Below are 15,803 nucleotides of genomic sequence, written 5' to 3' on the forward strand. Positions count from 1 at the left end.
CCCAGTCCTCAACTCAGCCGGGACTCTCCCACACAATTGAACTGTAGAACGGATAACCATGCGACAGCGCACCCTCGCTCTCTGGCTCGTATTGCCTGCCACCCTGTCCAGTTGCGCAGGGGGCGACGCTACTGCCCAACCAACAATTACGGTCACGCAGACCGTGACAGTGACCGCTTCACCGAAACCGACACCGACGCCCACCCCGACTCCTACACAAACGGGCCCGCTCCCTCTCGGTACTACGGCAAATTTAAGCAATGGTGGATCTGTGACCGTCTACGAACACCGCAAGGACGTCGAACCTCAGGATCCGAACCAAGAAGCTATCGACATCCAGGTGTGCGTGCCGTCGCAACCCGCGGGGTCCACCGCCACTATTGCTCAGAACAAATGGTCTCTGAGGGATGCATCAAACCGCACCTACACGCCGGCCAGCACGACATGGCGGCATGCAGCAGCCGTTCCTGGCTTTTGGCCACCAGAACAACAGCTGAAAGCCGGGGACTGCTACCGGGCATGGGTCATCATCCAAGGATCCAGCACAACGCCCATGACCACCGCCAGATACTCCGACGACAGAACCAAAACCATCTTGGAGTGGGCGCTTCCCAGCTAGCGACCTTCCGGGCCTACTAGCAAGCAGGTCGGTCCCTGAAGCAACCGAAGGAGAAAGTCCCAGCATCCCAGCCCTCGGGGTATCTCCCATGCGTATGAGGATGTTTCGGACTCGGGAAGATGAGCGACACCCTCTGGGAGAAACCCACGCCTCGAAGGAATTGAAGGCGATCAACGCGAACAGCCACGAGTCATCGACAATTACAGTGAAGCGGGTCGAGTATCCGGGCCTTCGCTTTACTACTTGTGGTCAGATAATAGGAGGAGCTCGTAATGGCGCGTGATATCGGCGCTCAGATGATGTTGGCCGAGTGGCTGTTCGTCGAGACAGTATCCGACCTGCGACGCCGGAGCAAGGATCCCGGCAGACGGAGCCGCTACGAGCTGCTCGGGATAGCACCTTTGCTCCGCAAGCTGCTCTTGGACGGATCTTCCTTGGTAGATACCGTGCGCGCCGCTAGGCTCGATGTCCCCATCCACTTCAGGATCAAGCCTTGGTCGGCACCCGACGAACCAGGTTATGACCTCCCATATGCCATCAGGCTGGCCGACTCCACCCTGGTCAGCAGCGCCGATTGCATGGCGTTGTCGACTGTCGAAGACTTCGCCAGCACTAGGGTCGGCATGGTCGACGGACTTGATCTAACCGTTCGCCGCGTGGTGCGCTACTACGCACACGTCGAGGGCGGCGTCCACTTCGGGATACCGAAGGAGGACGGACAGCAAACGATGAGCAGCATGGCGCCCTTGCTGCTCGGGAACACCACTGGCCAGATCGAGATCCTCGGCCATCTGGGCCAGGTGGTTGTCGAGGCCCTTACGCCGCTGTGCGATTCCATCCTCACCTCGCCCACGATTATCCCTGCGATACATCAGCCCACCGAAGGCGGCTTCTACGACCATCATTGGACGTCGGAGAACCACGCGAAACGCCGACCAAAGCTGCTTGCATGACGGGACTCGCGAAGAGAGCCGAGCAGATTGCTGCGCAGTTGGTCGGCACGCAACCGGTGCCGCGGTCGTCCCCCACGACACAGACGGGCGGCAAGCGGCCGTGGACGTTCTCCTCGAGTGGCCTAACGGACAGCGAGGCGTTCTGGAGGTCACACTCGTGACGGAGAAGGCGTCCATCGCCTGGCAAGGCATGGCAATGAAAGAGGGCTGGTGTTGGCCGGCGGAGAGCTCGTGGGAGTTCCGCTCCGCCGCTCCAAGCTTTTCGTACAAATCCGTCCGGCGAGTCGTGCTGCGTGCAGTGGAGCTCTGCGACGCCCACGGCGTAGACCGGCCCGAGCACCTGCCCTCGGAACTCCTGGACAGCGAGCAAGATCTAGCGCGTTTCATCGCCGATGAGATGGGCACTCTCAAACGCACTCCCTACAGTCCCGGTGTCGTGATCTTCCAGGCCACGCGCGCTGAGTTCGTCGACGGGGCGCCCGTCGACTTCGCTCGCATCGTCGAGACCTGGCATGGAGAACCCCATATGGCGTCGCACATCGATAAACTGGCGCGCGCAGCGGACGTCTCAGAGCGGCACCTATTTCTGGTCCCAACGGACGACGTGTTGCCCGTCCGGTTCTTCACCGATGACTTTCGAACTGCCGGCTTCCACCCCCGCAGGCTTTGACTCCGTCGACGCGCTCTGGATCTGGTCCAACTATTGGCACCGCTATCTTGCGTTACGAAACGGCCCTGGCCGTGGGTTAGCTTTCCGCCGCGTGATGATGTTGTCGTTTGCCTCGAACCCCAAAAATGAACCCGACCGACGATGCAGGGATGGAGAGTGCCCCAGAGAATGCTCAGCACATGTTCCGGAGCAACCCTTCCTATACCGGCAATGCTTCCGCCTCCGGTGTGCTGAGGCGGAATTCTTCGGCGGTGGGTTGTTCGGTGAATTCAACGAGTTCGACGTGGTGTTCTTTCAATACTTCTAGGACCTTATGCGGGGTGACCCGAAAGAATTCGCGGCGGAGATTGACCTTGTTAACGGGCTGCTCGGCGAACGTCCGGTGCAACATTGCCTCGGTGGCCAGGGCATCGTCTGAGTAAAAGAGCGCGTGTACGTCGAACCGGAACGGTACGGACGCATCTCCGAGTTCGTTGACCCGGTCCATAGGCTCCAACCGGCGGGTCATCCCGATCTTGACCATGTTCTCTCCGAATGCGCCGATGTTGGAGATGACGTACACGTAGCCGGGTGGATGTTCGCGGCGCGCCGTTCAATGTCGGCGAGGGCGAGTTCGTCTTCAACGATTTTGACGCGCATTCGTTCTGCGCCTTCGAGGTCTCCGTTGGCTATGAGTGCGTCCAGGTTTGCCTGGTGCATGGCCCGTTCCTTGGCGAGCTTTTGCGGGGCGGCGGCAAGTTCCGCTTCGGCCTGCTTTTGTTCGCGCAGCTCTTCGCGGCGGGCGCGCTCCAGTTCCTTCTCCGCGGCAAGAACTTGAAGGTGTTCAGCGGCGAGCACCATTTCCTGGATACGCAGGTGGCGGTAGGTCTCGTCGACTCGTAGGTTGATCATGGTGCCTTGGCGTTCGATCTGTTCCTTCGCCTTAGTCAGGCGAGCCGTCGCGGTTGCCAGGTCTCCAGCTTTGACCGTTTTCACGCAGTTCTCGGCTTCGGCGTTATAGGCACGCAACATTATGGTCGACATCTGGTTCACGAACTTCATGCCCTGCTTCGCGGAGTTATTGAACGTGAAGTTCGACGTCGCGTGGATGGCCTGCTTCGCCCGGGCCTCTCTTTGTATTGGGCACGGATCGAATCCAGCCTGGCCGCCAAGTGAGCGGAATGTTCTGCTGGGTGGTCAAAGTCGAAGACACCGACCTCCTGCACCAAAGCCGAGGCGCGAGCGGTCACCAGCTGGCCTTCTGTTTCGGCAAGTTCAGAACGCAGGGCGTGCAGCTGGGACTGAAGCTGCTGATTTTCTGATGCCCATTCCCGACGTTCGTTCTCGACCGTGCGGCGGAGCTCATCGCGGCTGGCTTCTATCTGGTCGAACTCGAGCAGGCCACGCTCATCCAGGATTCTTTGTAGCCGCTCCACGTCGGCGAGGGCGGTCTCGGCTGCCTTCTAGGTACCGAAGAATCTGACCTTGCGAGCACTGCCGGCGCGTCCCGGATTCAGCTCCTGCGGTTGCTGGAAAAGTTGCTGAGCCTGGACAGGCACCTGGGGAGTGCTCGGCACAGGTGCCGACTGCGCGGGCTGAACAGGTAGGGCGTGATCAGTCCCAACGAATGCCGTCCCAGTAGCGGACAAAGGCAGAGTCTTGAGGGTCGGTGTACCAGCCGGCGGGGACTCTCACTAAGGGACCTATCGTCGTCGAAACATGAACTGCTGGGTTTCATCACCCAGCAGTTCAGATCAACATGCCTAGCTCTCCCAGCATGATCTTGCCCTATCCCCATCGAAAAGCTGAAGAAGTCGCCGAACATCTCTTACCACAATGCGTAGTCCACGGACCCGTTGGGGCATCCGGGGTCAATGGAAGGCGGGCCTTTGACTCGCTTAAGATCGCCCTGCAGCGAGCCAAGCCTCGAGGTAGGCTGCGACACCATCATCGTGATGGCGAGAAGTTGTGATTGTCGCCGCGTCAAGTACAGCCGGCTTGCCGTTAGCGACCGCAATCGAGGTTCCCACGGCGGCGAAAGCCGGAATGTCGTTGTAGTTGTCGCCGAAGAAGTAGCAGTCGTCCCGGTGATAGCCAAGTTCTTCCGCGGCGGCCTCGACGCCAAGCCCCTTCGAGCAAGCCGAGTTGGCGATCTCAAGATAGGTGTCTTTTGAACGGTAGGTGACGACACCGGGCTCAGTGCTGAGAAGCGCTTCGATCCCGTCTACCAGCGACTGCTCACCCATGCACATGACCTTGTGGGGCGGGTGTACATCCACGCGACCGGACGAGATGTATTCCTCCGAAGGCATCAAGTTCGGCGTAACCCCGGTGTTGTTGATTTCACGTGCGGTCCACTTATCATCGCCCCAGACGTGCCAATCCTCACCGGCGAAGAAGCTCGCGTGCAAGCCGACACCGGAGCAGTATTCAGCGATCGTCCGAGCGTACTCGGGTGCGATCGCAACATCGTGCACAACCGCACCGGAACGGGAGAGCACGAGTCCGCCGTTGTAGGCAATCAGCGGTTCGTCGGCGCCGTCGTACAGCCGCTCTAGGATCCGCATTGATTCCGGCATGCGCGAAGAACAGAGCACGAAGGCATGCCCAGCGGCGCGGATGGCCCTGACAGCCTCGATCGTGCGCAGAGACAGTGTTCGTTCCGGGTTAAGTAACGTGCCATCGATGTCTGTGCAGAACATGGCCATGGTTTGGGTCTCCTCGCTGGTGTGAACTGTTAAGTCAGGTGCGGTGCAGAGACGGGCAGCCGCGTCCGGTCGTCGACGATGGGTTCCCGCAGCATGAGCCCTTCGACGTTGCAGTCACGCAAGTCGGCGCCGCGTAAGTCCGGACACTCGAACGAGGCGTTTCTCAGGTCCGCGGCGCGCAGGTCAGCATCGCGCAGGTCAGCATTCACTAGCTGGCCTCCACGCAAGCTGGCGGCCCGCATATCCGTCCCTCGAAGAACGACCGCTGTGCCTCGACAGTCCGAGAGGTCAGCACGTCGCATATCTGCTCGCTCCAAAACTGCATTGTCAAGCACCGCTCGTGGTAGCCGTACATCCGCAAAGCAGGAGTCAATGATTCGCGCAGCCGTGAAGTCCGCATCCGAGCCGGAGAGACGGGAGAGGTTCGCGCCCGTCCAATCCACGTTTCTCGCCCGGAGCGCGTCGACCGTCGCACCATGCAGATTCAGACCGACGGCAGCGGAATCGCTCAGATCTGCCCTCGAAAGATTCGACTTGCGGAGGTCAGCGCGTGTGAGGTCTGTTGAAGAAAGATCCCCACCGCTAAGATCGCGCGCGGCCAGAATTATCCCGGTTAGGCTCCTCCCGGGGATGCGGATCTCGGTCAAGTCAGCAGCGGCGATGAGTGTCTGAACGAACCGCTGCTCCTCAGCAAGTCGGCGTTCACGTTCCGCCTCGGCCCGGCCGACCACCGCCTCAACATATAAGACGGCCACACCGAGCACCGCGCCGACACCGAGGTTGATCCCTAGATCGGAGTACTTATTGCCTTCGCTTGGGCCGAGGGCCCACATGGTAATTCCGACGGCAAAGATGACTGCGATAAGGATAAGCGAGGGAAGGCTCGTCGATTGGAGCCTCGACCAGAGGCGTCTCATACAGTTGCTGCCTCGGCCTCGATAGATTCGCGGATCAGAGCTGCGCGATCTTCTTCTCCGTTTGCGTCGAGCTCGATTGCGATGACCTCCAGCAGTTCGTTGCTCTCAAGGTCCCGCGCGTCAGCTGCCGACGTGAACCATTCGATCGCGCGCGGGAGGTCACCGGTCCTTAGTGCGATCTCACCTAACACTATTTCAGTCTCGCGAATACCTTGCGCGTAGCCTATAGATTGATGCGCATGGAGAGCGCGCTCGGCTGTCGAATTCGCTTGAGAAAAGGATTCGTCGTCCTTAGCGAGAGTCATGAGGAAGGTCGCCTTGTACTGCCAGCCGATCGCCTGGGACCGAGCCGAACCGACTTGCGTACTCCACGAGATCACACGCTCGATGTGGTCGAGGGCTTCCTGCGCTTTGCCCGCCCTACGCAGGGTCTTCGCGTAGGGTACGAGGAAGCGGTGGCTCGCTACGCGGCCGTCCACAGTGTCGATAGCTTGTCGATAGAGGTTCTCCGCTGCGGAGAGGTCGCCGGATACGCGCGACAGCTTCGCCTTATTCCGCAGCGCACGAGCCCGAAGAGGGCCAGGCGCGAGGTCGGCGCGCATAGCAAAGGCTTCATCTACGTGTGCGACGTATTGGACCCGATGTCTTTCAGCGATCTCTGGTGCGATTCCCGCCTGTCGTTCGTACTGGCGGCCGTGTAATTCGGCCAGATCGCAGAGCACTTCGCAGAGGGCTTCGGTGTCGTCGAGAGCCTCTGCGAGTCGGCGGCTCTCTTGGTATGCGTCGAGGGCCCGGTCAATTTCGCCCTCGAACATGAGCACATCACCCATCAAATCAAGTGCCACGGTCCTGATCGACGAAGGATTCGCTGCACCTGTCAGCTGGGCGAGTAGACGTCCGGCGTTAGTGACTTCGCTCGCGGCAATGTAGGCGTTGACGAGCTCGAGCTGAATCGAGGCCCGTGAGTCATCGCCGTTGAATACGACTCCATCCGATGACTCCAGCGCCTTTCGATATAGCACCGCAGCCTCAGCCGAGGCTCCCATAGCCAGCGCGTTGCGGGCCGCCCTAAGGAGGTACGGGAACGCTTCCGCGTGCTTGGCGGCCAGATACAAGTGTTCTCCGATCAGAGCGTCCCAGTCCTCGTTTGAGCTGGCGCGTAGATTGGAGATGACGCCGGCAACCTGAGCGTGAAGCCTTCGCTTCCGTAGTCCACTCAGCTGCGCGTAGAGCACGTCACGGATCTTGCCGTGTGAGAATTCGAAGGACTCGTCACTCGTCTGGAGCTCACGAATTAGATCCACGTCGAGGAACTTCTCCATGTCCCGTAGGAGCTCGTCTTCGCCTGCCTCCATCAGGCCGTGAAGCACGGCAAACGCAAACCTTCGGCCGACGACAGCGGCTAGTTCGAGTTCGTGCCTCTCTTGGACGTCGAGCAGGTTTAACCGAGACGCAATAACCTCTTCCACGGAATCGGGGATGTCCCAGGATCCAATGTCGCCATCGAACAACCAGACATCGTCCACTTGGCTCAGGGAAACTCGACCGGACCTCGGGTCAGGAGAGCAAAGCATGCGGATCAGCTCACGGGTGAAGAGCGGATTTCCTTCGGTCTCTTCGTAAAGCTTCCTTGTAACTGTATCCGGCAATTTAGCGGAACCGCCGAGCAAGGATTCTACGAGAGATCCGAATCCCGCGACATCGAACCCTCGGATCTCGTGATTCTGATAAATGCCTTCCATACGCCGTGCCGAAACGATGACAGGACGGACGGGGTGCGTGGGCTCCGCCACCCGGTCGGAGCGAAAAGCCCCGAGGATGACGACGGGACCTTCACTGAGGCGCGAAACCAAACAGATCAGCGCATCAGCACTGCCGGCGTCCAAGTGTTCGAGGTCGTCGATGAATAGTAGCTGCGGCGAGGATCCAGCTTTACGATACTCACCCATGATCACATTGGTGAAAGTGGCCACGATGGCCTCTCTCCGGCTGGCGGGATCAGCTGAAATGGATTCGCTCACGGCCGCCATCTCGACCTCGGACGAACCGGATCCGAACTGCTCGGCGACTAGTTCACCCACAGGGCGGCCGTTCGCCATCTGGCGTACGAGTTCTCGCACCGGGAAGTAGCTCATCCCTTCGTGGAAAGGTTCGCATGCCGTGCGGACACAGTCATAGCCCATCTGCTCCGCGGTCTCCAACACCGCTTCAGCGAGCGCCGACTTTCCAGCTCCGCTCACACCGCTGAGCATGATCATTGCTCCGGCGGGGCTAGTTTCTCGTCTTCCCACGCGCTCGAGTGTTCTAGTGATCAGCGCTAACTCCGAGTCTCGGCCGTACAGCCCGCCGACATTATTGCGATTCACTGACACCCCAAATATGCCCACATCGCACCGGATGGGCGATAGTGGGTTCATGCTATGGGCGGCTCCGGCGGAGGTCAAGGACTCCCGTCGACTGTTCAAAGAGCTGCCTCACGGCACCGTCCGCCGACGATGATTTCCGGCGCTTCGGCAGTGAGAACCATGGGACATTGCGAGACCAAGGGCCCGCCCGTCCTATCCACGCTATCTACCGCCAGGGTAGATGGTCACTTCCCGCAGTTTGGACCAGCCCACTCGAGCAAATTAATCGGCCCGGGTCAGCTATGACTTCGGAGGATCGACGCGGGCGCGGCAGAAGCTTTGGGGCAGCTCGTTCTATGCGACCGCCGTGCTTGGTCGCTCACACTGCAAGTACCGCAGCGTCAGGCTGGTCAAAACCGTGCGACAACGTCCTCGCTCTGTCCGGTAACAGAGCGGTTGGTGATGTGGACGCTACGACCGCGGAGGAGAAATTTGAGTATTCTTGGGCGGCTCAGCGTCCGGCTCCCGGAGTGGCTGGCCGGCTGACGCTTAGCGAGCTGAAAATGGGCACGGTTTGAATGCTTTGCACCCCGTCGGCGACCAGTTCGAGCCCCGCCGAACAGGTGCCTGCGCCACACATGACACCGGCCGGTAATTTGGTACTCCTCCCGATAATGCTGGGATATGCTGCCCGGAGTTGTGGCAAGTGAAACGTTGGGGAGCTTAAGTGGATGCAAAGACGCCGTTGATCTTCGGGAAAACCCTGGTCGAGCTCATTCGGGCCCGGCATCCGATTCTTCTCGTGGAAACCCATGAGGGCAATCGGGTTATGGCGGCCGCGGAGGCCGTCGCTGTCAGCCCTGATCTGCGTCGTCCGCGCAAGGTCGTCGCCTACACGGTATCGAAGGGCCTGCACGCGCCGGGCCAGTCGGGAAAGCCGACGTCGCCGGACACTGCGCTCAACGAGGCCATCAGGGCCACCGAGCCGACGATCTTCGTTTTCTTTGACCTCCACCATTTCCTCGGATCTCAGGGCCGGCCCGCTGAGCCGACGATGGTCCGCGCCGTCCAGGATGCAGCGATGGCGTTCCGTACCGGCGAAGTGCCCCACACGCTGATCATCGTCTCCCCCGGCATGACACTACCGACCGACCTCGAGAAGGAAGTCACCGTCGTTGACCTGCCGTTGCCGACGGCCGGGGAAATTGAAGGTGTCCTTGAAGAAATTGTGGGCGCAAACGCGGCTTCGATCGTCGTTGACCTGTCACCGGATGACCGAATGCGTCTCATTCAGGCTGCCCAGGGCCTGACCTTGGGTGAAGCGGAGAACGCCTTCGCGCGCGCCATCGCTTCGGACCGTCGTCTGGACGCCTCCGACATCGCGCTCGTCCTGGACGAGAAGCGCCAGACGATCCGGAAGTCAGGCCTGTTGGAGTTCATTTCCGCTGAAGGGACGATGAACGACGTCGGTGGCTTGGAGAACCTGAAGAAGTGGCTGAATAAGCGCAACGGTTCTTGGTTGCCTGAGGCACAGCGCTGGTCCATCCCGGCACCCAAGGGAGTGCTCATCACCGGTGTTCCCGGCTGCGGCAAGAGCCTCACTGCCACCTGCATGGCCACGTTGTGGGGTCTTCCGTTGCTCCGTCTGGACGTTGGCCGGGTCTTCTCTGGACTGGTGGGCTCCAGCGAACAAAACATGCGCGGCGCCCTGAAACTCGCCGAAGCCGTCTCGCCGTCCATTTTGTGGATCGATGAGATCGAGAAGGGCTTCGGGTCCAGCGGCAGCGGCGATTCCGGCACCAGCCAACGAGTGTTCGGCACCTTCCTGACGTGGATGCAGGAGAAGAAGAACCCCGTCTTCGTGATTGCCACGGCCAACAAGATTGACTCACTGCCGCCGGAGTTCCTCCGGAAAGGCCGCTTCGATGAGATCTTCTTTGTAGACCTTCCCACCAAGGAAGAACGGGTGCACATCTGGCGGATCCAGTTGGAGAAACGGCTCACCCCGGATTCTGCGGCCACCGGTGACTTCGAAACCTCTGAGGACTCGCTGGAGTTTCTCGCCGAACTCACCGAAGGCTTCTCCGGAGCGGAGATTGCCGAGGCCGCCGTCAGCGCCTGCTTCGAGGCCTTCTCGGAACGGCGCATGCTGAACGAGAAAGACCTTCGCCGTGCCATCGCCAACACGGTACCGCTATCGGTCACCCAGGCAGAGCAGATCAACGGGATCCGCGAGTGGGCTTCTACCCGCGCGGTGGCCGCTACCTCCATCAGCGCCCGGGAGGAATACTCAACGTCCAGCACCGAGGCCAGTACCGACGTCAACTCCTGGCGCGGCGGCCGTCAGATCGATTTCTAGGCGGAGACGATGAGTCTCGAAGTTCTCCTCATCCCGCTCGGTATCGCGGCCATCGCCGCCATCCGGGAAGCCAAAAGCACTGACCTGTGCGAGAAGTGCAAGACGACACGCATCACCGACCAGCAGCTCCTCCAGGATGCGCTGGTGGCCATGGGAGCGACCGAACTGAGCGTGGCCGAAGGCCGGGTCACCGGCAACAGCCCCTACGGGCGGATCACGTTCCAGCGCATTGGTGAGACGTTTCTTGGCCGGGTCGACAACGACGAAAGCCAGACCGGCAACTTGCTGGCAGCCCTGGACATGAGCGTCGGTGCCCTACTGCAGCAACGAACAGTCGAGTCCCTCCACGCCCGCGCCGCGGAAATGGGGATGGTCCTCGTCTCCCAAACGGCCGCCAACGGCGAAGTCCAACTCGTCTTCGAAGAGGCAACATGACGCAGAAGAAAACCATCACCGTGACAGTCTCCGCGACCGGGTCCATCACCGCCGAAGCGCACGGCCCCGGGCCCAGCTGCGCGGACGAGCTCGCCGCCATCCAGGCACTGCTGCCAAACGCGGTCATCGCCGACTCACGGCTGACGCCGGCGTTTTACCAGCAGACCACCACCGACCAGACGACCTACCAGTACGAGAATGAGGCTGACCGATGACACCCGAAGAAAAGCTCTGCTCGCGTTCCTGGCGCCTGCGGAACAGCGCGGGCGTCCTCTGGAGCATCCTCTCATTCGGCCTCCTCACCGGCGTCGGATTCCTCATCCGCGGCGCGAAGGCGAAGAACAAACTCTGGCTCGGCCTCGGCATCGGCTTCCTCATCGTGGGAATCGGACTGTTCATCACCGCGGGCATGTTCAACGGCGGCACCAAGGAAGCACCGATCCGTTCGACGGCAAGCACCATTTGGGGCTGGGTATGGTTCGTATCATTCGTAGGTGGCATCGTGGCGGCGGTAATCACCAACAAAAAGTGGCTGCTCTGGAAAGCCCACTCCGACGACAGGAAGTGGTACGCCCAAGCCGGCGCTTCGCAGTCCACCAACAACCCTGCCCCTGCCTACGGCTACAACCCCAACGCTGCAGCAGCGGCCTTCGCGACACCAACGGCACCAGCGCCCGACAAACAGCAGCCCACAAATGTGGCGCCCGCACAGTACACAGCTCCAGAGGCCGCACCCCCTGGCAGCATCGACGTGAACACAGCGACTCCACAGGACCTTGTCACAGCGCTTGGAGTCGACAACGAGACAGCCAACCGGATTGTCGGCACCCGCCAGCAACTTGGCTCCTTCACCTCATTCGAGCAGCTCATGTCCAAGGCACAGGTGCCGCCGCACCTGCTGATCCCGCACCGGAACAAGCTCACGTTCGGGTCAGTGCAGGCCTCCCCCGCTCCACAGGCGCAGCAGCCGGCACCCCAAAACAGCCACAGCGCCCGAAGGCTCGACATTTGATCCACGAGCCGATGCTCCGCGTCGGACGCGTCCTGCACGGCACTACCGCTGAAGGACCGGGTCTGCGAACCGCCATCTGGTTTCAAGGCTGCAGCATCCGCTGCACAGGCTGCATCAACCCGCACCTGTTCAACCCCCGCGGTGGAACACAGCTGCCCGTGGCGGGGATCATCGAGGACGCCGTCGCTGCCGGTGTGGAAGGCCTAACCTTGATCGGCGGCGAGCCGTTCGACCAACCCGACGCCGGCCACTCCCTGGCCACAGCGGCCCGCGCCGCCGGCCTGGGCGTCATCGCCTTCTCCGGGTACGAGTACGAAACCCTCCGGGACAGGGACGACACCACCCGGGCTTTCCTCGCCACGGTGGACTTGCTTGTCGACGGTCCCTACCAGGAATGGAACCCCGAAACGGAGCGCGCTCTCGTTGGCTCAGGGAACCAGCGCTTCATTCACCTGACCGACCGGTACCAGAACTACCGTCCGGAACTCGTGCGCAACAGGGTCGACATCCGGGTCCGGCCCGACGGGACCATCGAGGTTGCGGGCTTCCTTGATTCGTCGGGCCTCATGGACCTCGGCGGGCTGATCACCTCCACCCGGACGCTTCGCAAGTCCTGATTTTAGGCCGCTGCTGATGGTCCTTCTGCACACCCTTCGTGCTGTTATCAGGTGACGGGCGCGAGGCTCCGAAGTTCACCGAGAAGAGCCATCGGAGCCGCCGCTCTTTCAGGTGTCGCAGGTCGACAGGCCAAGGGGTGTACAAGTCCCGATGACGTGGTCGCCTCGTATCGCATTAGCCACGACGTTCTAGTTGGCGCCCCGTTGGTATTGATCCACAATTCTCGGCCGATTGCCCAAGGCTGGTCATGCATTCGACCCCTCGTCGTGTCGGCGCCTTCAGTGGAAACTACCAAGGTCATGAGTAGGTCGCCCAGACGAACCGAGTCGCTCAACGTAAGGTTTAAAAGGCCACGTTCGGGTTTTTACTTGCCAGCGTTCAGCTTGAAAGCCCAATGCGCCATCGGGTCATAGGACCCGTCCGGGTTCGGTATCAATGAGTCATCTCTGCTTAGCTCCACTTTGACACTTACCGAACGGTCTACTCCACTTACTGGAAAGGATGCAGAAAACGCCACGATTTGCTGGTCAAGAGCCTGCTTAAACTGAGGCCATTCAACGTTACGGGCGTAGAACTTGACATCGACCACGCCCGGAAACCTCACACGGAAGCCATCCTCTGTTTCCGTAACTCCGGATGCGCCGTTGTCTTTATTACCGGCAGCCCAGTTAGGAGAGCTAAGTGTTAACCGTCCAGGAGCAAAATCGGCGTAGGCCCGCATCAGATGCCGAGCTAAAGTGATTGGTCTCTCGTCATTAGTTTGGACATAGATCTTGAGCTTACCTTCAAGCACGATTTCACCAGGATCGTCTTGATCAGAGGGGTCTGCATAAGGAAAACGCTCAATCATTGTCAGGCTGGCCGAAAGCACTTCCATATCAGGGATGCGAACCGTGGTGTTGAGCATCCTCAATATCTCATCCCGATGTGCTGAACGGGTTCTTGCTCCTTCTCGAATTGGGATTTCCCGAAGAATGGGATCCTGACCTGTCTTCACCACGTATGGTGCTCTGCTGCTCGATATCGCTAGTGCACGCACTATCTCGCCTTCGCCCACCACTACGTTGACGTCGCGAGCTAGCTCTGGCGGCGTCTGATCGAAGCCGCTCTGCACTTTTGGCCACCATTGTGCGACGTCAGGAGACGTGTAGCTCGTATAACTCCCCAGCTTGTCATCGATGCCGATAACCAACACTACGGTCTCGCCTCCAGCCCTGTTAAGGCTTCCGGCGAGCTGCCGCACAAACTTGTTCTTGTCCGCATCCGGCCATGTTGACTTGAACTCGATGAAGTCATCCTCTCCTTCAAGTCCCCGCCTAAGGGCACTCACGCCCCTAAGTACCTTCGCCTCCAATTGACTTTCAAGCATGACCTGAGCCTACCTGTGTTGAGACGCGCCTGCGGAAGTATCAACCACCCGCAATCCAGCCAAATCCGAACCAGATCCTCAGTTCCATAGTGGGTCCTGGCACAAACTATGCAGAGGCAGTACATGTAGGCAAGCCTGCTTGTTACTTTCCTTGGCACCTCCGGCCTTCACCGGCGAGACCGGCAGGTCCACTAGGCGCGAGGTGACGGTAACGGTCAGGCGTGGATGTTGATGCGTTACCTGGGCCATAGAGTTTCCAACCAACTAGGATCGAACTATGACCGAACGCTCCGGCACCGCTTCATTTCTTCTTCCCCGTCACACCGACAGATATGACTTGGAATCTAGATGACAATCGCAGCGTCAACAGCTTTTCCCGATGCCGCCCGTGAGCCGAAGCGCAAGGTTGAACGAGCGAGCAAACTATTCGCGGAGGCTCAGGCAGAACTTAGCGATTGGTCCTCCAAGTATCCCTTGACTGCACGTCTTGAGGCGCACCCTAGCCGCCGCCGAGTCGACATAGTCTTAAACGCCCAGAAGGAACCTCCTCTCGAGAGCGTCGCGCTAATTATCGGAGACGCCGTCCACAACCTGCGTTCCGCGCTGGACAATTTGGCGTGGACGCTGGCAAACGGGTCCGGGCCTCCACCAAACCCAAAGGCCATTCAGTTTCCGGTTAGTGAAAAAACAAGTGGATGGCAGAAGGCCCGGAAGGACCTCGAAACGTTGCCTGTGGCCGCGCTAGACCGGATGGAGGCGGCCCAGCCTTTTGTATTCGACCGGAAAGAACAATCCTTCCTGTGGCACCTCCACCAATTGGACATCGCCGACAAACACCGTGGTTATCTGGTGGCCCACCCGACATGGACTCAGTCCACGCTAAAGAACCTCGTCCTTGGGCTGGATGCTGGCACCACGATAGAAACGCATTCAGTTGATTCACAGATGATCACTATGTCAGGTGAAGTCATTGGATGGCTGGAGTTCTCCAAACCGTTCTGGGATCTCGGCCCGGTCGAAGGAACAGTGGATGTAGATACATCGTTCTTAGTGATGAATGAGCCCAAAGGTATAGGCTCACCGTTCCATGAGATGTGTCACAAATTTCCAGTGGAGACATCTGGCATTATCGACTTCGTTTGCGGAATTTCGAGCCAGTGAGTACTTTCCCACGGAGCGCCGGGATGAGGACAGACACCTGCCAAGGCTGAGCTTCCCGATGCTCCCGTCTGGAAGGGCATGACCTTAGCGGGCGTCTTCGTCGACGAAACCGAAGTCTGCGTGGACCTCACCTGGCGACCTGGGGCGACGTCGACAACAACGGCGGAAATGCAGGATACGTCATAGTTCGCTTCCCTAATGAAACCGTGGGCGAGCCTCGAACCGGGATGTGCGCTGCTCATGCCGCCTCTAAGCCCAAACAAGCAAGTTTGTTGATGTTCCACCGTCGGCGGCTAATGATCCCAGACTGCGGGTCAGGACGAGATTCGGGGACCGAGTGGCCTCTGACAGTGCCGCACGTCATCGTAAGACGTGAACGGATCAAAGCGTCGGGGCGTTCGCAACAGGTTGCGACGCTGGAAGCCCCGGTGGAAAGAAGTATGCAGCTAACGGCAGCGCAAAAGACCAGAGTGACTATTACGGAGCAGATCCGATCTGGCACCAAATGCCACGTTGCTGGACTCAAAATGAACCTCTCGCCCGTCATTGATGCAGCCCTCAAACTTTACGACTGACCCCAGTGACTAGTCGGCAAAGCCCTGCAAACAGTAACCGTACGACACCCTTGCTCGACATGGACTCTTCGATATTGGCTGCC

16 protein-coding genes are annotated in these 15,803 nt (G+C 59.8%); 9 read left to right on the plus strand and 7 right to left on the minus strand.

Annotated elements, in window-relative coordinates; translation table 11 throughout:
* The first annotated feature begins 271 nt into the window (after positions 1-271).
* The 3 genes from RQH14_RS05180 to RQH14_RS05190 all read left to right on the plus strand — a co-directional run bounded on the left by RQH14_RS05180 (position 272) and on the right by RQH14_RS05190 (position 2,242).
* Positions 272-619: a hypothetical protein gene (locus RQH14_RS05180; protein ID WP_311212274.1), complete on the plus strand. Its 348-nt coding sequence runs from the start codon at positions 272-274 to the stop codon at positions 617-619.
* A 272-nt stretch (positions 620-891) separates the two neighbouring features.
* The gene (locus tag RQH14_RS05185; RefSeq protein WP_311212275.1) at positions 892-1,572 is read left to right on the plus strand and encodes a hypothetical protein; all 681 of its coding nucleotides are present in this window, start codon (positions 892-894) and stop codon (positions 1,570-1,572) included.
* A gap of 157 nt (positions 1,573-1,729) precedes the next feature.
* Positions 1,730-2,242 carry a hypothetical protein gene (locus RQH14_RS05190; RefSeq protein WP_311212276.1) on the plus strand — a complete coding sequence of 171 codons (513 nt, stop codon included), beginning with the start codon at positions 1,730-1,732 and terminating at the stop codon, positions 2,240-2,242.
* A gap of 199 nt (positions 2,243-2,441) precedes the next feature.
* Here RQH14_RS05190 and RQH14_RS05195 read toward each other — a convergent pair whose 3' ends face one another.
* From RQH14_RS05195 to RQH14_RS05215, 6 genes are all read right to left on the minus strand, one after another.
* Positions 2,442-2,765, minus strand: a complete 324-nt coding sequence (locus tag RQH14_RS05195; RefSeq protein WP_311212277.1) for a GIY-YIG nuclease family protein — start codon at positions 2,763-2,765, stop codon at positions 2,442-2,444.
* A complete protein-coding gene (locus RQH14_RS05200; protein ID WP_311212278.1) occupies positions 2,747-3,283 on the minus strand; it encodes a DUF4041 domain-containing protein in 537 nt (178 codons plus the stop codon). The genes RQH14_RS05195 and RQH14_RS05200 overlap by 19 nt, the downstream gene beginning before the upstream one ends.
* 552 nt (positions 3,284-3,835) lie before the next feature.
* Positions 3,836-3,916, minus strand: a complete 81-nt coding sequence (locus tag RQH14_RS23140; protein ID WP_396136271.1) for a DUF2510 domain-containing protein — start codon at positions 3,914-3,916, stop codon at positions 3,836-3,838.
* Positions 3,917-4,119: 203 nt separating this feature from the next.
* Positions 4,120-4,929, minus strand: a complete 810-nt coding sequence (locus RQH14_RS05205) for a Cof-type HAD-IIB family hydrolase (RefSeq protein WP_311212279.1) — start codon at positions 4,927-4,929, stop codon at positions 4,120-4,122.
* 29 nt (positions 4,930-4,958) lie between these two features.
* The gene (locus RQH14_RS05210; protein ID WP_311212280.1) at positions 4,959-5,846 is read right to left on the minus strand and encodes a pentapeptide repeat-containing protein; all 888 of its coding nucleotides are present in this window, start codon (positions 5,844-5,846) and stop codon (positions 4,959-4,961) included.
* Positions 5,843-8,263, minus strand: a complete 2,421-nt coding sequence (locus RQH14_RS05215; protein WP_311212281.1) for an AAA family ATPase — start codon at positions 8,261-8,263, stop codon at positions 5,843-5,845. The genes RQH14_RS05210 and RQH14_RS05215 overlap by 4 nt, the downstream gene beginning before the upstream one ends.
* A gap of 655 nt (positions 8,264-8,918) precedes the next feature.
* On the opposite strand from RQH14_RS05215, the gene RQH14_RS05220 reads away from it, so the two are divergent.
* From RQH14_RS05220 to RQH14_RS05240, 5 genes are read left to right on the plus strand one after another with little or no spacing between them, the layout of a single operon-like run.
* On the plus strand, positions 8,919-10,550 hold the full coding sequence (locus tag RQH14_RS05220) for an AAA family ATPase (protein ID WP_311212282.1): 1,632 nt from the start codon (positions 8,919-8,921) through the stop codon (positions 10,548-10,550).
* A 9-nt stretch (positions 10,551-10,559) separates the two neighbouring features.
* A complete protein-coding gene (locus RQH14_RS05225; protein ID WP_018779894.1) occupies positions 10,560-10,985 on the plus strand; it encodes a hypothetical protein in 426 nt (141 codons plus the stop codon).
* Positions 10,982-11,200 (plus strand): hypothetical protein, encoded by a 219-nt coding sequence (locus RQH14_RS05230; protein ID WP_311212283.1) that lies wholly within the window; start codon positions 10,982-10,984, stop codon positions 11,198-11,200. The genes RQH14_RS05225 and RQH14_RS05230 overlap by 4 nt, the downstream gene beginning before the upstream one ends.
* Positions 11,197-11,997: a helix-hairpin-helix domain-containing protein gene (locus tag RQH14_RS05235; RefSeq protein ID WP_311212284.1), complete on the plus strand. Its 801-nt coding sequence runs from the start codon at positions 11,197-11,199 to the stop codon at positions 11,995-11,997. Before RQH14_RS05230 ends, RQH14_RS05235 begins: the two co-directional genes overlap by 4 nt.
* Positions 11,994-12,614, plus strand: coding sequence for a 4Fe-4S single cluster domain-containing protein (locus RQH14_RS05240; RefSeq protein ID WP_311212285.1), 621 nt, complete (start codon positions 11,994-11,996; stop codon positions 12,612-12,614). The genes RQH14_RS05235 and RQH14_RS05240 overlap by 4 nt, the downstream gene beginning before the upstream one ends.
* A gap of 365 nt (positions 12,615-12,979) precedes the next feature.
* Here the strand turns inward: RQH14_RS05240 and RQH14_RS05245 are convergent, their stop codons facing one another.
* Positions 12,980-13,984, minus strand: coding sequence for an ATP-binding protein (locus RQH14_RS05245; protein ID WP_311212286.1), 1,005 nt, complete (start codon positions 13,982-13,984; stop codon positions 12,980-12,982).
* A gap of 348 nt (positions 13,985-14,332) precedes the next feature.
* Between RQH14_RS05245 and RQH14_RS05250 the strand changes: the two genes are divergently transcribed.
* Positions 14,333-15,145 carry a hypothetical protein gene (locus RQH14_RS05250; RefSeq protein WP_311212287.1) on the plus strand — a complete coding sequence of 271 codons (813 nt, stop codon included), beginning with the start codon at positions 14,333-14,335 and terminating at the stop codon, positions 15,143-15,145.
* The last annotated feature ends 658 nt before the right edge of the window (positions 15,146-15,803 follow it).

The sequence above is a fragment of the Arthrobacter sp. WCS2018Hpa-7 genome (genome assembly GCF_031843805.1).
In the GTDB taxonomy this organism is placed as follows: Bacteria; Actinomycetota; Actinomycetes; order Actinomycetales; family Micrococcaceae; genus Arthrobacter.

Excerpts from the sequence above, each read along its gene's own strand:
- RQH14_RS05185 (WP_311212275.1), top strand. The coding sequence starts at position 892 with ATGGCGCGTGATATCGGCGCTCAGATGATGTTGGCCGAGTGGCTGTTC.
- RQH14_RS05195 (WP_311212277.1), bottom strand. The coding sequence starts at position 2,765 with ATGGTCAAGATCGGGATGACCCGCCGGTTGGAGCCTATGGACCGGGTC.
- RQH14_RS05210 (WP_311212280.1), bottom strand. The coding sequence starts at position 5,846 with ATGAGACGCCTCTGGTCGAGGCTCCAATCGACGAGCCTTCCCTCGCTT.
- RQH14_RS05235 (WP_311212284.1), top strand. The coding sequence starts at position 11,197 with ATGACACCCGAAGAAAAGCTCTGCTCGCGTTCCTGGCGCCTGCGGAAC.
- RQH14_RS05230 (WP_311212283.1), top strand. The coding sequence starts at position 10,982 with ATGACGCAGAAGAAAACCATCACCGTGACAGTCTCCGCGACCGGGTCC.
- RQH14_RS05245 (WP_311212286.1), bottom strand. The coding sequence starts at position 13,984 with ATGCTTGAAAGTCAATTGGAGGCGAAGGTACTTAGGGGCGTGAGTGCC.
- RQH14_RS05205 (WP_311212279.1), bottom strand. The coding sequence starts at position 4,929 with ATGGCCATGTTCTGCACAGACATCGATGGCACGTTACTTAACCCGGAA.
- RQH14_RS05250 (WP_311212287.1), top strand. The coding sequence starts at position 14,333 with ATGACAATCGCAGCGTCAACAGCTTTTCCCGATGCCGCCCGTGAGCCG.
- RQH14_RS05200 (WP_311212278.1), bottom strand. The coding sequence starts at position 3,283 with ATGAAGTTCGTGAACCAGATGTCGACCATAATGTTGCGTGCCTATAAC.
- RQH14_RS05215 (WP_311212281.1), bottom strand. The coding sequence starts at position 8,263 with ATGAACCCACTATCGCCCATCCGGTGCGATGTGGGCATATTTGGGGTG.
- RQH14_RS05225 (WP_018779894.1), top strand. The coding sequence starts at position 10,560 with ATGAGTCTCGAAGTTCTCCTCATCCCGCTCGGTATCGCGGCCATCGCC.